Annotated in this window: 15 protein-coding genes and 1 pseudogene; 8 read left to right on the top strand and 8 right to left on the bottom strand. The window is 70.6% G+C overall.

Annotated elements, in window-relative coordinates; all coding sequences use genetic code 11:
• On the top strand, window positions 1–736 hold a 736-nt coding region (locus ITI46_RS16370; protein ID WP_247746078.1), incomplete at its 5' end, for an amidase family protein.
• A gap of 1 nt (window position 737) precedes the next feature.
• The gene (locus tag ITI46_RS16365) at window positions 738–1,319 is read left to right on the top strand and encodes a TetR/AcrR family transcriptional regulator (RefSeq protein ID WP_247746077.1); all 582 of its coding nucleotides are present in this window, start codon (window positions 738–740) and stop codon (window positions 1,317–1,319) included.
• Window positions 1,320–1,391: 72 nt separating this feature from the next.
• On the opposite strand, the gene ITI46_RS16360 is transcribed toward ITI46_RS16365, so the two are convergent.
• Window positions 1,392–2,585, bottom strand: coding sequence for an RtcB family protein (locus tag ITI46_RS16360; protein WP_209240298.1), 1,194 nt, complete (start codon window positions 2,583–2,585; stop codon window positions 1,392–1,394).
• A gap of 258 nt (window positions 2,586–2,843) precedes the next feature.
• Between ITI46_RS16360 and ITI46_RS16355 the strand changes: the two genes are divergently transcribed.
• The 3 genes from ITI46_RS16355 to ITI46_RS16345 are packed head-to-tail and all read left to right on the top strand — an operon-like array spanning window position 2,844 to window position 6,067.
• On the top strand, window positions 2,844–3,335 hold the full coding sequence (locus ITI46_RS16355; RefSeq protein ID WP_209240297.1) for a hypothetical protein: 492 nt from the start codon (window positions 2,844–2,846) through the stop codon (window positions 3,333–3,335).
• A 27-nt stretch (window positions 3,336–3,362) separates the two neighbouring features.
• On the top strand, window positions 3,363–5,528 hold the full coding sequence (locus tag ITI46_RS16350) for a hypothetical protein (protein ID WP_209240296.1): 2,166 nt from the start codon (window positions 3,363–3,365) through the stop codon (window positions 5,526–5,528).
• Window positions 5,525–6,067, top strand: a complete 543-nt coding sequence (locus ITI46_RS16345; RefSeq protein ID WP_209240295.1) for a hypothetical protein — start codon at window positions 5,525–5,527, stop codon at window positions 6,065–6,067. The genes ITI46_RS16350 and ITI46_RS16345 overlap by 4 nt, the downstream gene beginning before the upstream one ends.
• A gap of 28 nt (window positions 6,068–6,095) precedes the next feature.
• On the opposite strand, the gene ITI46_RS16340 is transcribed toward ITI46_RS16345, so the two are convergent.
• Both ITI46_RS16340 and map read right to left on the bottom strand, forming a co-directional pair.
• Complete coding sequence (locus ITI46_RS16340) at window positions 6,096–6,794, bottom strand: biliverdin-producing heme oxygenase (RefSeq protein WP_209240294.1); 699 nt, start codon at window positions 6,792–6,794, stop codon at window positions 6,096–6,098.
• Between the two features lie 133 nt (window positions 6,795–6,927).
• Window positions 6,928–7,785, bottom strand: a complete 858-nt coding sequence (gene map, locus ITI46_RS16335) for a type I methionyl aminopeptidase (protein WP_209240293.1) — start codon at window positions 7,783–7,785, stop codon at window positions 6,928–6,930.
• Between the two features lie 120 nt (window positions 7,786–7,905).
• Here map and ITI46_RS16330 point away from each other — a divergent pair, with 120 nt between their 5' ends.
• Window positions 7,906–8,136, top strand: coding sequence for a hypothetical protein (locus tag ITI46_RS16330; RefSeq protein WP_209240292.1), 231 nt, complete (start codon window positions 7,906–7,908; stop codon window positions 8,134–8,136).
• 8 nt (window positions 8,137–8,144) lie between these two features.
• On the opposite strand, the gene ITI46_RS16325 is transcribed toward ITI46_RS16330, so the two are convergent.
• From ITI46_RS16325 to ITI46_RS16310, 5 genes and pseudogenes are all read right to left on the bottom strand, one after another.
• Window positions 8,145–9,416 (bottom strand): MFS transporter, encoded by a 1,272-nt coding sequence (locus tag ITI46_RS16325; protein ID WP_209240291.1) that lies wholly within the window; start codon window positions 9,414–9,416, stop codon window positions 8,145–8,147.
• A gap of 64 nt (window positions 9,417–9,480) precedes the next feature.
• Window positions 9,481–11,430 carry a DUF2264 domain-containing protein gene (locus ITI46_RS16320; protein WP_209240290.1) on the bottom strand — a complete coding sequence of 650 codons (1,950 nt, stop codon included), beginning with the start codon at window positions 11,428–11,430 and terminating at the stop codon, window positions 9,481–9,483.
• Entirely contained in the window at window positions 11,427–12,437 is a 1,011-nt protein-coding gene (locus ITI46_RS16315; RefSeq protein ID WP_209240289.1) for a hydroxyacid dehydrogenase, read from the bottom strand. The genes ITI46_RS16320 and ITI46_RS16315 overlap by 4 nt, the downstream gene beginning before the upstream one ends.
• A 27-nt stretch (window positions 12,438–12,464) precedes the next feature.
• A pseudogene (locus ITI46_RS35815) lies at window positions 12,465–12,590 on the bottom strand (DUF397 domain-containing protein); the annotation flags it as partial.
• Window positions 12,553–13,458 carry a helix-turn-helix domain-containing protein gene (locus tag ITI46_RS16310; protein ID WP_307808196.1) on the bottom strand — a complete coding sequence of 302 codons (906 nt, stop codon included), beginning with the start codon at window positions 13,456–13,458 and terminating at the stop codon, window positions 12,553–12,555. The pseudogene ITI46_RS35815 and the gene ITI46_RS16310, both read right to left, overlap by 38 nt.
• Window positions 13,459–13,633: 175 nt before the next feature.
• Here ITI46_RS16310 and ITI46_RS16305 point away from each other — a divergent pair, with 175 nt between their 5' ends.
• Window positions 13,634–13,822, top strand: a complete 189-nt coding sequence (locus ITI46_RS16305) for a hypothetical protein (RefSeq protein WP_209240287.1) — start codon at window positions 13,634–13,636, stop codon at window positions 13,820–13,822.
• A gap of 1 nt (window position 13,823) precedes the next feature.
• A complete protein-coding gene (locus ITI46_RS16300) occupies window positions 13,824–14,021 on the top strand; it encodes a hypothetical protein (protein WP_209240286.1) in 198 nt (65 codons plus the stop codon).
• Window positions 14,022–14,039 lie beyond the last annotated feature (18 nt).

Here is a 14,039-nt window from a genome sequence, read left to right as displayed (position 1 = left end):
CCCGCCCCCGCCAACCGTCGCCCGCCTGCCGCACCCGGACGGCGACGACCTCACCGGGCTCCGCGTCGGCGTACCGGTCAACTACTACTTCGACCGTGTCGATCCCGAGGTCGAGGCTGCGGTCCGGCAGGCGATCGACCGGCTGAAGGCGCTCGGCGCGCGGCTCGTCGACGTCGAGATCCCGATGACCCGCTACATCCAGGCCGTCCAGTGGGGCCTGATGGTCCCCGAGGCCACCGCCTACCACGAGCAGACACTGCGGTCCGTGCCCGAGCTGTACGCGCCCGACGTACGCGTCCTGCTGGAAGCCGGTGAACTCATGACCGCAGGGGACTATCTGCGCGCCCAGCGGGCCCGCACGCTGATGCGGCGCAGCTGGCTGAGCATGCTGGAGGCGGTCGATGTCATCGCGGCGCCCACCGTTCCCGCCACCGCCGCCGAGGTGGACCGGTCCGGCTTCACCTGGCCCGACGGCACGGTGGAGAGCGTCTCCGACAGCTATGTACGGCTCTCGGCGCCCGCCGACATCACCGGGGTGCCCGCGCTGACCGTGCCGGTCGGCCACGACCGGGCGGGGCTGCCGATCGGGATGCAGCTGATGGGACGGCCGCTGGGCGAGGCGGTTCTGCTGCGCGCGGGGCACGCGTTGGAGCGCAGCGGGCCGGTCGGCGCGCTCGCCCCGGGCGGGCCGGTCCCCGCCGGAGGCCGCGGCGTTGACGCAATGACTTTGCATTAGCATGGCGCCCATGGCCAGATCGATGGCGCGCCCCGGCGGGCGCAGCGCCCGGGTCCAGGAGGCGGTGCACACAGCCGTGCGCGAGCTGGAGGCCGAGGTGGGCCGGGACGCGCTCACCGTTCCGCTGATCGCAGCCCGCGCCGGGGTCACCCCGTCCACGGTCTACCGCCGCTGGGGCGATCTGGGGGCGCTGCTCTCGGACGTCGCCGTCGAACATCTGCGGCCGGAGACCGAGCCCGAGGACCTGGGCGGACTGTCCGCCGACCTGACGGCCTGGGCCGAGCAGTTCCTGGACGAGATGGCCTCGCCCCCGGGCCGCGCCTACATCCGCGACGCCCTGCTCGGCGATCCGGACGGCGACAACGCCGGCCGCTGCTCCGCCTACGCCGCGGAGCAGATCGATGTCGTCCTGCGGCGTGCGACCGCCCGCGGGGAGCCGCGGGTGCCCGGTACCGAATCGGTCATCGACCACGTCGTGGCGCCGATGATGTACCGCATCCTCTTCCGGCCGGGTGGGCTGGATCCGGCGTACGCACAACGGCTGGTGGCGGACTGCCTGGCGGCGGAGCAGGACCGGCGGTGAACCACCTCACCGCCGGCCACCCCCGATGCGGCCCCCGCCCACAGGGCCTCCTGCTCCGCCGCCGGGCGCCGGTCAGCCCTTGACGCACACCACCTGACGCAGCTTGGCGACGACCTCCACCAGATCCCGCTGCTGGTCGATGACGCGCTCGATCGGCTTGTAGGCGCCGGGGATCTCGTCCACCACCCCGGAGTCCTTACGGCACTCGACCCCGCGCGTCTGCTCGGCGAGATCCCGCTCGGAGAACCGCCGCTTGGCCGCGTTCCGGCTCATGCGCCGGCCCGCGCCGTGCGAGGCCGAGTTGAACGAGGCCGCGTTGCCGAGGCCCTTGACGATGTACGAGCCGGTGCCCATCGAACCCGGGATGATGCCGAACTCGCCGCTGCCCGCGCGGATCGCGCCCTTGCGGGTGACGAGCAGGTCCATCCCGTCGTACCGCTCCTCCGCCACATAGTTGTGGTGGCAGGAGATGGTCTCCTCGAAGACCGGCTTCGCCTTCTTGAACTCCTTGCGGACCACGTCCTTGAGCAGCCCCATCATCAGCGCCCGGTTGTACTTGGCGTACTCCTGGGCCCAGAACAGGTCGTGCCGGTAGGCCGCCATCTGCGGGGTGTCGGCGACGAAGACGGCCAGATCGCGGTCGACCAGGCCCTGGTTGTGCGGCAGCTTCTGCGCCTGGCCGATGTGGAAGTCCGCGAGCTCCTTGCCGATGTTCCGCGAACCGGAGTGCAGCATCAGCCACACCTGGCCGTCGGTGTCCAGGCACACCTCGATGAAGTGGTTGCCCCCGCCGAGCGTGCCCATCTGCTTGGTGGCCCGCTCCTGCCGGAAGCGTACGGACTCGGCGACGCCGCCGAACCGCGCCCAGAAATCGTCCCAGCCCGAGGTCGGCAGCCCGTGCACATCGCCGGGCTCCACCGGCTCGTCGTGCATCCCACGCCCCACCGGAATCGCCTGCTCGATCTTCGAGCGCAGCCGCGAGAGGTCCCCGGGCAGGTCGTTGGCCGTCAGCGACGTACGCACAGCGGACATCCCGCACCCGATGTCCACCCCCACAGCGGCCGGGCAGACCGCGCCGTGCATCGCGATGACCGAACCGACGGTCGCACCCTTGCCGTAGTGAACGTCGGGCATCACCGCGAGACCCTTGATCCACGGCAGCGTCGCGACGTTCTGGAGCTGCCGCAGCGCCGCGTCCTCCACCGTGCCCGGGTCCGTCCACATCCGGATCGGCACCCGGGCACCGGGCATCTCCACGTGAGTCATGGCAGTTCCAACTCCCCCGTAACAAGCAGACAACAAGCGCCTACGAACCGGCAACAGAAAACAGCCGGCCCAAGCGGCCGGACGGCGAGCCAGGCCCGTCCCCCGTGCGGGCTTCCTCGCAGTTCATTGTGCGCCCCGGCGCACCCGCGACGGCAAAGGGTTTTCGGTCCGACGGCCTTCTGATGCCGGTTGCTGCGGCTCACCGCACCACCTACGTTGAATGTTTCGCCATGCACAGATCGAACGGGGGTGTCAGCAGTGACTTTCACCGAGTGGGAGCAGGCGAAGGCAACCGCCGCATCGGGAACCGACGGGACCCGGATGCAGCTCAACGGGTATGCGGCGGCGGACCATCCGGGCGGTGGCGGCCATCCGACCGGCGGCCATCCGAGCGGTGGTCATCCGGGGACCGGCGCGAGCGGCAGCCTGGATCTCGTCGTGAACGACGACGAGCTGGGCAAGCTCGGGAACATGGCATACGGCCTGCGGGAGCAGCTCGCCACCGACGGCGACCACGCACGCGCCGCCACCGGTGAGGCCGCCTCCTCACTGACCGGCGACGGGCTGGACATGGGCGCCGCGCTGACCGAGCTCAAGGACGCCTGGGACACCAAGCTCAAGACGCTGAAGGACGCCTGCGGCCAGATCTCCGACCACCTCGACTACACGAAGGCAGCCCACGGCAGAGACGAGGAAAAGGTCACGGGAGACATGTCGTCGATCGCCACGCTCGACGACCGGATCAAGTGAGGCGAACCGAGGGGCGGGGAGGGCTGCATGGCCAAGACGGAGAAGATGACGGTGGCTCAGCTGCGTGACCTGCGGCTGGGCAAGCTGGACACGGCGATCACCGACTGGAAGGAAACGGTCGATCGGCTGCGTGATCTGCACGACGGCAGCGGCAAGGGCGGCGCGAGCAAGGGCGGGGCGACGACGGCCGTGCACTTCCAGTCGGCCGTGGCCACGGCCGACTGGGCGGGGCAGAATGCCGGCCGGACCGGGGAGTTCGTCATCAAGACCGCCCGGCAGTTCGGGGAGCTCGTCGCGGAGGCGGAAGATGTGCTGGGCCTGCTGAAGTCGGCCCACAAGGCGTTCACCGATCACAAGAGCGACCTGGAGAAGATCGTCGACGAGGTCGCCAAGGACAACATCTACATCAACGACAAAGGACTCGGTGTCGCCTCCGTACCCCCGCCGGCGGTGGCAGGCGACGCCGACATCAAAAAGCCCACCGAGTCGCAGATCCGCGCCGCGGAGAAGCGGATCGAGCGGGTGCTGTGGGACGCGGGGGAGACCGACCGCATCGTCGCCCGCGAGCTGCGGGCCATCGCCAAGCGCAAGTACGACTTCTCCGGCGCGGCGGCCGGCAGCGTCAAGGGCGCCGACAAGCGTCAGGGCAAGGTGGACGCGGAGTACTGGGCCAAGCGGTTCAAGGACGGCAAGGTCAAGGTCTGGGAGCTGGACGACGAGGAGCTCGAGCGCTTCAACACCGTTCTGCAGAACCAGCGGGACAACCCCGGCTTCACCGAGAACTTCGCGACGAAGATGGGCGGCCAGGGCACCCTCCAGTTCTGGCGCGACCTCGCCGACCCCGGGCACGGCGACACCCCCGAGGGAGCGCGCGCCAAGCTGCTCGACCACATCCAGGGCAACCTGAGCATGAGCCTGGCCAATGCCACCCGTCAGGACACCCCGGCGATGCGCAGCTGGGAGAACGAGGTGATCGCCGCCGGCACCAAGCAGTTCGGCCACGAGGGCCTGGGCCCGCTGGCGAAGCCGTACGGCTTCCAGATCATGAGCAGCCTGATGGGCAAGGGCAAGTTCGACCAGGGCTTCCTCGACCGGTACGGCGACGCGATGTACGAGTTCGAGAAGAGCAAGCCGGACGCGCCCTCCGCCTGGGGGCTCGTCGGTATGGGAACCGACCTGGACCCGGGCGACAAGGCAACCGGCGCCGACCCGATGACCGGCTACTTCAAGGCCCTCAGCCACAACCCCGACGCCTCCACCGCGTTCTTCAACGACCCCGGGAAGGCCGACTACTTCCTCAAGGACATGGACCACGGCGGCCGTACGTGGTTCGACGAGGAGCAGCCCGACAGCGCGGGCCCCGACGACGGCGTCAAACTCCCCTCCCGCGAGGCTCTGGGCGACGCGCTGTTCGCCGCGGGCAGCGGGATGAATCCGGACGACCCGGCGGCGACCTACGTCGAACACACCCAGGCGCACGACGATGTGTTCGACGGCGCCCTCGAGCGGCTCGCCGGCCAGAAGGACGAGATGCCGGCCGAACTCCGCGACGACATGGCCAAGCTGATCGGCAACCATGGGGACGATGCCCATATGACGATGGGCGGTTCGCCCCAGGAGCAGGTGCTGGACCGGGGCGACCTGCTGGAGGTCTCCAAGCAGATCTCCCGCGACCCGCACAGCTACCAGGTGCTGAACGAGTCCATGAACGCCGCGATGGTCCACGACATCCACTCCGAGAAGGCGGACCCCGAGGACAGCCTCAACCGTGCGGGCCGCACGGTGGGCTTCTTGGAGGAGGCCCGTTACCAGGCGATCGGCGACAAGAAGGCCGACGACCTCAGGGCGGCGGGCTGGGGACACACGGGCACGGGCACCTACCTGGTCGTCGCCGAGGGGGCGTCGTTCCTGCCCGGGGGCGGCCACATCGCCAACGCGGCATTCGGCCTCAGCAAGTACTTCACCGAGGACGAGAACGCCCGTATCGAGGCGGGGGCCACCGACGACAACAAGGACGTCTCCGCGTACCAGCAGCGTCGCCTCGTGGCGCTGCAGGACGAGTGGTACAAAACCAACTCCAAGTGGGCGGAACACGAAACCGGGTTCTCCGAGGACCACGGTGCCTGGGACAAGATCGACGCTGCCGCGAACGACGGTAAGGACAAGGCCCGCGAGGAGTGGGGAGACCAGTGAACGCGCGCACCACCCGGCGGGTCCTGGCGCTGGTGGCGCCGCTCGTCGTGCTGCTCTCCGCGTGTTCCGGCGGCCGGGACTACGCCGTCCCGCGCAAGGTCTGCGGTGTCCGGATGTCCGAGGAGACGGTGGAGCCGCTGCTGCCGGACGGGGAGAAGCTGCACCAGTCCCGGCGGCCGGTCAGGGACGACGGCTCGGTGGTCGCCTGTCAGGTGAACGTCGTGGACGGGCCCGTCGCCCTGGACGTCGACATCACCGAGCTGGACAAGCCGCTGACCGCCGATGACAAGCGCGTGTCCCTGAAGTCCCTCAAGGACGCGAAGAGCGTGCACGTCGCGGACACCCACTGGACCGTGCAAGGGGACAACAAGATCCACCTGTCCACCCCCTGCGGGCTGGAGTGGGCCGACTCGCTCTCCTTCCGGTTCACCTTCGCCAAGGGCGAGAAGGGCGCCGACGCCACCCGCCGCAACACCCTCCGCTTCGCGAAGGCATTCCTCCAGGGCGAAAAGAAAAAGGAGGGCTGCACCGCGCACTGAGCGGGCAGCCCTCCGCGGGCGCGGGGCGTCAGGCGCTCAGCCGGAAGTGGGCGCCCAGTTCGCGGAAGACGGCGGTGTTCAGGGCGAAGGCGTGCTTGCACTCGTCCACGATGCGGCGCTTTTCCAGCTCGTCGCAGGGGAGGGCGTCCAGCAGGGCGCGGTACTCGCGTTTGAAGGCGGCGGGGTTGCCGATGGCGTCGAAGACGTAGAACCGGACGCCGTCGCCCTTGCGGGCGAAGCCCCAGGTCTTCTCGGCGGTGCCGCGGATGATCTGGCCGCCGGAGAGGTCGCCGAGGTAGCGGGTGTAGTGGTGGGCGACATAGCCGCCCGGCCAGGTGCGGGCGACCTCGGTGATCCGCGCGGCGTACGCGGCGGTGGCGGGCAGCGGGGTGACCGCCGCGCGCCAGCCGGCCGAGCCGCCGTGCAGATGGTCCAGGTCTCTCTCCAGCGCGGGAAGCCGGAAGAGCTCGCCGCGGACGAAGAGGCCCGCAACCGGGTCGTGGGCCAGCGTGTCCGCGGCGGCCTCCAGCGCGCCGTAGATGAACCAGAGCTGCTCGGTGTAGCGGGTGTAGGCCGCGACGCCGAGCCTGCCGCCGAGCATCTCGCTCATGAAGGAGGAGTTCTCGGCCTCGGTGTGCTGCTGGTGCGACGCGGTGCGGATCAGTGTGGAGAAGGCCGTGGCGTGATCCGTCGAGGTGTCCTGCGAGGGGGATGCGGCAGACGACAAGGCTGGCTCCCGGGGGTGGACGTGGCGGTGGCGGGCGTGCGGGACTCCGACACGGTGCGATCCTGCTGCTCAGGCTTACCTAAGTCAAGCAGTTGCCGACACCCTGTCGGAAAACCCGTACCCCGCCGGGCCGCTACGGAAGCGTCAGAATCTCCGCGCCGCTCTCCGTCACCACCAGCGTGTGCTCGAACTGCGCCGTGCGCTTGCGGTCCTTGGTGACGACCGTCCAGCCGTCCTCCCACATGTCCCACTCATAGGTGCCCAGCGTCAGCATCGGCTCGATGGTGAAGGTCATCCCGGGCTGCATGACGGTTGTGGCGCGCGGGTCGTCGTAGTGGGGGACGATCAGCCCGGAGTGGAACGAGCTGTTGATGCCGTGCCCGGTGAAGTCGCGGACGACGCCGTAGCCGAACCGTTTCGCGTACGACTCGATGACGCGGCCGACGATGTTGAGCTGGCGGCCCGGCTTGACGGCCTTGATCGCGCGGTTCAGCGCCTCGCGGGTCCGCTCCACCAGCAGCCGCGACTCCTCGTCCACCTCCCCGCACAGATAGGTGGCGTTGTTGTCGCCGTGCACGCCGTCGAGATACGCGGTCACGTCCAGGTTCACGATGTCGCCGTCGCGCAGCACCGTGGAGTCCGGGATGCCGTGGCAGATCACCTCGTTGACCGAGGTGCACAGCGACTTGGGGAACTGCCGGTAGCCCAGGGTGGAGGGGTAGGCGCCGTGGTCGATCATGTACTGGTGCGCCACCTCGTCCAGCTTGTCCGTGGTGACGCCCGGGGCGATGTGCTTCGCCGCCTCCTCCATGGCGCGCGCTGCGATACGCCCGGCGACGCGCATCTTCTCCACCGTCTCGGCGTCCTGCACCTCGGGCCCGTCGTACGGGGTGGGAGCGGGCTTGCCGACGTATTCGGGACGCGGGATCGAGGCGGGAACGGCGCGGGGCGGGGAGATCGTGCCGGGGACGAGGAGTGACTGGCCAGACATGTCTGCGAGTCTAATCCGGGCCGCGGGCTCCGCTCCGTCCGCGGGGCCCTCGCGGAGGGGCCTCCGCGAGGGCTGTGTGCGGGGGCTGCGTCCGGGGGGTCCGTGCGGGACGATGGCCGTATGGTTCTGTTCAAGCGCAAGACGGTCGGCAAGCCCGGAGAGTGGTTCTTCAACGTGGAGACCGGCACCGTCGAGGAGGGCCCGCAGTCGCCGGGCAAGAACCGGATGGGGCCCTATGCCAGCCGGGAGGAGGCGGCCCGCGCATTGGAGACGGCGCGGGAGCGGACTTCTGAGTGGGAGAACGATCCGCGTTGGGGTGAGGGTGGTCGCGGCGAGGGAGACGCTGACTGAGCGCCGGGTCAGTCCTGGCCACCGGACGTTCCCGCGCTCTCCCGGGCCTCCCGCACCGCTCGTGCGTGCTCGCTGGTGCGCGCGTCGTACGCCAGCAGCTTCGGCAGGGCCGCGGCCAGCAGTGCCACCCCCGCCACGCACGCCAGACCGCCCGACCACACGGACGTTCGTATGGAGGTGAGCGAGGCCACTCCGCCCGAGCGCACCTGTCCCAGTTGTGGCCCGGCCGAGAAGGACAGCAGTTCTATCCCGGCCAGTCTGCCGCGCAGCTCGTCCGGGATGGTCTGGTTCCACATCGTCGAGCGGAAGATTCCGCTGATCATGTCGAAGGCCCCGGACACGACGAGGAAGAACAGCACCAGCCACACCTCACGCACCACACCCGCCACCGTCATCGCCGCGCCCCACCCCGCGGCGGCCAGCACTACCGCCGGCCCGTGCCGGTGCACCCGCGAGGTCCAGCCGCTGGTGACGCTGACCAGCATCGAGCCGAACGGCAGCGCCGCGTACATCAGGCCCAGGGACCACTGGGCGTCCAACTGGTCGGCCAGGAACGGGAAGAGCGCGATCGGGAACGCGAACAGCATCGCCACGATGTCCACCGCATAGGTGCCCAGCAGTTCCTTGCGGCCCCACGCGTACCGCGTGCCCTCCAGGATCCCGCGCAGGGAGGGCTTGGCGGCGTCGTGCGCGGGCGGTGAGGCGGCCAGCCGCAGCGCCAGCAGCAGGGACAGCACATACGTCGCCAGGTCGAGGGTGTACGCCGTCGCCAGGCCCGTGTAGGCGACCAGGAGGCCCGCGACCGCGGGCCCGGCGACGCCGCCCACCTGCCAGCGCAGTGAGTTGAGCGCCGCCGCCGCGCTGAGCTGGGTGTGCGCCACGATCCGCGGCAGGATCGCGTCCAGCGCGGGCCGTTGGACGCCGCTCAGCGCGCTGCTGAGCGCCGCCGCGACATACAGCGGCCACACCATCGGGTGCGGCAGGAGGGTGTTGAGCAGCAGGCCCAGCGCCACGGCGCCCAGTGCGGCCTCGCTGCCCAGGATCAGCGTGCGCCGGTCGAAGGCGTCGGCGAGTGCCCCGCCGTACAGCCCGAACACGATCAGCGGCACCAGTTCGACGGCGCCCAGCGCCCCCACGGCCGCCGCGGAGCCGGTCAGCTCCTTCAGCTGGAGGGGCAGCGCGACGAAGGTGAGGAAGCTGCCGAAGGTGGTGATCAGGCCCGAGGTCCACAGGGTGCGGAAGTCGCGTGACTCCCGCCACGGGGAGAGGTCCGGAAGCACGAAGGGGCATCTTGCCGCCCCCGGAAGAGGCCGGGCAACGGGATTTCGGCCGCCCCGCCCGGCTTCAGTCGGCCCGCACCGCCACCGCCGTCGGCGGATCGAAGGTGACCCGCACACGCCCGCCGCCGTCGCCCCATGCGATCTCCAGGGCCTCTGTCCCCTCGGTCACCGACACCCGCGGGGGCGCGGCATCCCCGTCGCTGCCGCCCAGTGCGGCCGCCGCGGCACACACCCCCGTGCCGTCCAGCTCTCCCTCCGCTGCCGGCACCCGCACCCAGCGCGCGTAGGCGGTGCCGTGCGGGGCGCGTAGCGGGTCGGTGGGGGTGAGGCCGTGCAGTGGTATCAGCTCCGTCGCCAGGTCCTCGTCGGCGGCCCAGCCCGTCAGCCGTATCCGGGTGCCGGCCGGTGCGCCCAGCACCCGGTGCACCCGTACCTCCCAGCGCCCGCGCACCACCGTGACGCTCTCCACCCGCAGTGACGGCGGTGCCGGCGCGTGAGCCGGGAAGACGGGCCGGTGCCAGGACGCCGCCCAGCCCCATGCCCCGTCCGCCGCCGAGCCGGCGCCCAGCGGGTGGACCCGCCGCCGTACGCTCCAGGCCCCGGGCCGCCCGGGCCGTCCGGGCCGCCCGGACTGCGCGGGGAGCTGGAGTGCCAGGTGGTTGTCGGGCGGGTTGTCGCGGGCTGTCGGGCCCGTGGCGGTGGAGTACGCGAAGCGCGCGTACAGCGGGTCCTCCTCCTCGAAGACCTCTCCCTGCCAGGGCCGTACGGTGTCGCTGCCGTGGTTGTGCAGCCGGACCAGCCCGTCGTCGCCGGTGGACTGGAGCAGCAGCCCGGGTGCGGCCAGCGCCAGCGCCCGGTCGGCACCCTCGCTCGGCGCGGGCTCCTCCGGCGCCGTCCACAGCGGATCGCCGGGCGGTACGAGCAGCGCCACGAACCCCTTCGACGCCCAGTACGGCGAAGCGGGACCCGAGTACGTCTGCAGCGTCGCGTCGTGCGGGCCGTGCCAGCCCAGGGTCAGCAGCCCGTCGGCGTCGACGGCGCCCCGGTCCAGGAAGTAGTGCAGCGCGCCGCTCAGCAGCCGCCGGGAGACACCGGGGGACAGCGGCGTGTGCCCGGTCAGCGCGCCGAGGCCGACGGCGGCGCAGGCGGCGAAGCGGTAGGTGAGGGAGCGGCCGAAGTGCAGCGGGGCGCCGTCGCCGCCGAACATCAGCGAGAAGCCGGACAGGTGCGCGCGCAGCCGGGGCCCGTAGCGGGCCGACAGCGCCTCGTCGCCCGCGAGATGGGCGTGCAGCAGCGGATACAGGTGCAGGGCCCAGCCGTTGTAGTGGTCGAAGGCGCGGCCCTCCCCGTCCGCGTACCACCCCTGGCCGCGCCACCAGCCCTCCAGCAGCTCCAGCCCCCGCTCGACCGCAGCCCGCGTCTGAGCGTCACCGCGCCCCACCGACTCCAGGAACCCGGCGACGGAGAACGGGAACAGATACCAGTTGTTCGGCGCCGGAGTGTGCCGCAGCGCGCCCCGCAGCCACTCCTCGGCCCCCTCTCTGGTGGCGTCCTCCAGCCGGTCCCACAGCCATGGCCGGGTCAGCCGCAGCCCCAGCGCGACGGAGGCCGACTCCACCATCGGCTGGCCCGCGGTGGTGTAGTCGCGGATCAGCGGCCAGGACTCGGCGTCCTCGCGGCCCGGCGTACGGGTGCCCGCCGCGAGGCCGTCCGCGTACCGCTCCAGCAGCCCGGCCGGGTCGGCGCCGTTGCCGCCTGCCGTACGGAACGCCGCCGCCAGGAACGTGCGCGCATACCCTTCGAGCCCGTCCGAGCGGGTGCCGGAGCGGGAGGGCCGCCCCGGCAGATCCAGCAGCGCCCCACCCGGGGTGGCCCACCGCCACGCGGCCCGCAACAGCCCGTCCGCCGCCGCCTCCCAGTGGGCACGGGAGTAGCCGGTGTGCGGGCTGAGGGAGTGGTCGGGCGGCGGCAGGCCCAGCACGCCGGAGGTGTCCCCAGCGCTGTGCCCTGTCATGCCAGCAGCTCCTTCCGTTCCGGGTGCACGGCGTGTGCGAAGCCCTCGCCCGCCGCCCAGCGGCGCACCTCCTGGAGCGCCGAGTGCGCCAGCCGGTCCAGCTCGTTGCCCTGCGAGCCCGCCAGGTGCGGGGTGAGCAGCACGTTCTCGCACTCCCACAGCGGATGCCCCGCGGGCAGCACTTCCGGTTCCGTGACGTCGAGTACGGCGCGGATACGGCCGCTGAGCAGCTCCTTGGTGAGCGCCTCCTGGTCGGCGACGGCGCCGCGCGCGGTGTTGATCAGCGTTCCGCCGTCCCGCAGCAGGGCGAGTACGTCACCGCTCACCAGCCCGCGGGTGGCGGGCAGCAGCGGGGTGTGCACGCTGACCACGTCGGACGCGGCGAACAGCTCCGGAAGCTCCGCCTTGACCACACCGAGCGAGGCGGCCTCGGCCTTTGTGACGTACGGGTCGAACAGCAGCACCCGCAGATCGTGCGGGCGCAGCAGTTCGATGACCCGGCGGCCGACGAGGGAGGCGCTCAGGATGCCCACGGTGCGGCGGTAGTTGCCCAGCAGCGGGTCGGGGAAGAGCCAGTCCTCGCGGGCACGCTGTGCGCGGTACGCCTCGGCCGCCGGCAGCACCTGCTTGTTCGCCAGCAGGATCATGGCGAGCGTGTACTCGGCGACGGGTGCCGCGTTCGCCGCCGCCGCGGTGGAGACCTCGATACCGCGGGCCCAGCACTCCGGTGTGATGTGCCCGCGCACGCTGCCCGCCGTGTGCACGACGGCACGCAACTGCGGGGCGAGCGCGAGCACTTCGGCGTCCAGTGGGGGGCAGCCCCAGCCGGTGACGAGGAGTTCAACCGACGGCAGCACTCTGTGGGCCGCCTCCGTGCCGAAGTCGCCCAGCACGGGCTCGGCGAGGTCCACCACCTCGCCGAGCCGGAGCCGTGTGGCGGGCTTCAGCACGGCGCCCGCCGCCCTTTCGTCCATGGCGAGAGCGGCGACTGGTCTGGTGCGGGGCATGCTGCTCCCGAGGGATGTCGGCGGTGATCAGCGCCCGGTCGTCTTCACACCTTCGACAAACGCCCGCCAGGCGTCGGGCGAGAACGCGAGGGGGGCGCGGGTGGTGTCTTTGCTGTCACGCACCGGGACGGTTCCGTTGCCGGACGCGAGCGCCGGGGCCCACTCGACGCAGTTGCCGCCCTCGCCGTCGCTGTGGCTGGACTTGATCCAAACGGGCTTCTCGCTCATGTGCTTCCCTCGCAGTGTCGATGAAGTCCAATGAAGCATGCGGGCTCAGTGCGCACGCGCGCAAATGATCGAAGATTCGACGCGAGTTCTTCAGCGCTGCTTTGTCATCGTACGGTCGCCCACCTTGGGGGCCTTCCACATGGACCGACATCTGCCCGCTCTCGAACCCCAACAAGGTGAACGGCGTTGCTCTTGCCGCAGCCGACGATGAGAACGGCAGCACTTGAAGCGTCAATGTCCGGTACTGTCCCGCCGCGTCGCCCAGGAAGCGAAGTTGCCCGGCCATGACCTCCGGCGTTCCAACGTTCGCCCTCAAGCAGGCTTCGTGCAACACCACCCAAATCTGCGGCGGTTCCTCTTTGGCCATGACCTCCCGGCGCCGCATACGTCCTGCGACCTTGGCATCCAGGTCCCTGGGGTCCGCCCCCGACGTGACAGCCTCCAACGCCGCCCGCGCGTACTCCGGAGTCTGAAGCATGCCGTAGATGAAGAGGGTCGAATAGTCCTCGATCACCTCCGCTTCGCGCTCCGCGTCGATGAACGGCGCGAACCACGACGGATGCTCGCCTTCGATGATGCGGCGAAGCTGCCGGGCGAAGAGTCCCCCTGTGCCGAACACCTTGTCGCAACCTTCCGCGAAGCGCTGCGAGGGGATGAGCGACCCGGATTCGACCTTGCTCACGTAGCTCTTGCTGTAGCCCGTCGCGTGCCCTAACGCTTCCTGCGACATGCGCCGGGCTTCCCGGAACCGCTGCACGTCTTCACCGAACGCGCCGCTTGGCTCGTGGTTCAACCTTGGTTTCCCAGGCTGGCTGTTCCTCATGCGTGACATGCGAGTTGACCTCTCAGGCAGGGGCAATCGAAGGCTTCCGACGTTGAGAACTTCCACTCAACCCGCGCCATCTCAGGCTCGCCCGTGTTCTTCTCACCACAGAAAGTAATCAATAGTTACGCGGCAGGTGGGAAACATGGAGCAAGAGAGCCCTCAGCAGGAGCAGCCGATGCCCTGCCAGGACTGTGAGTGGTTCCGGGTGATGATCAACAGGTCGGCGCTCGACCCGAAGCCGCGCGCTGACCTCGAAGCGCTGTTCGGGGCTCATCTGCACCGCAAGCACGCGCCGGACACGGCAAATCAGCGCGGGCTCCGGGGTGTGTGACATGTGGGCCGTCGGCGACGTGGCGCAGGACCGGAAGACGGGGAAGACCGGCGAGGTCATCCAGGTGACCGGGCCCGCGCCGTTCATCTACCGGCTCAGGGTGCAGGAGGAGGAGGCTCCGCCCACAGTCCTCTACCGGTACGGCGACCAGTTGCGGGCCGTCCACCGGCCCGGGCCCGTCACCATGCGCCGTACGTGAGGTGCACGCGCAGGCCGG

The sequence above is a fragment of the Streptomyces oryzae genome (assembly GCF_017676365.1).
GTDB lineage: Bacteria > Actinomycetota > Actinomycetes > Streptomycetales > Streptomycetaceae > Streptomyces > Streptomyces oryzae.
The sequence above is the reverse complement of the archived record's forward strand: the minus strand, read 5'-3'. Positions and strand labels throughout refer to the sequence as shown.

Bases quoted from the DNA above. Each gene is read 5' to 3' on its own strand.
- ITI46_RS16365 (WP_247746077.1), top strand. From the start codon at position 738: ATGGCGCCCATGGCCAGATCGATGGCGCGCCCCGGCGGGCGCAGCGCC.
- ITI46_RS16350 (WP_209240296.1), top strand. From the start codon at position 3,363: ATGGCCAAGACGGAGAAGATGACGGTGGCTCAGCTGCGTGACCTGCGG.
- ITI46_RS16315 (WP_209240289.1), bottom strand. From the start codon at position 12,437: ATGCCCCGCACCAGACCAGTCGCCGCTCTCGCCATGGACGAAAGGGCG.
- ITI46_RS16330 (WP_209240292.1), top strand. From the start codon at position 7,906: ATGGTTCTGTTCAAGCGCAAGACGGTCGGCAAGCCCGGAGAGTGGTTC.
- ITI46_RS16305 (WP_209240287.1), top strand. From the start codon at position 13,634: ATGGAGCAAGAGAGCCCTCAGCAGGAGCAGCCGATGCCCTGCCAGGAC.
- ITI46_RS16300 (WP_209240286.1), top strand. From the start codon at position 13,824: ATGTGGGCCGTCGGCGACGTGGCGCAGGACCGGAAGACGGGGAAGACC.
- ITI46_RS16360 (WP_209240298.1), bottom strand. From the start codon at position 2,585: ATGACTCACGTGGAGATGCCCGGTGCCCGGGTGCCGATCCGGATGTGG.
- map (WP_209240293.1), bottom strand. From the start codon at position 7,785: ATGTCTGGCCAGTCACTCCTCGTCCCCGGCACGATCTCCCCGCCCCGC.
- ITI46_RS16320 (WP_209240290.1), bottom strand. From the start codon at position 11,430: ATGACAGGGCACAGCGCTGGGGACACCTCCGGCGTGCTGGGCCTGCCG.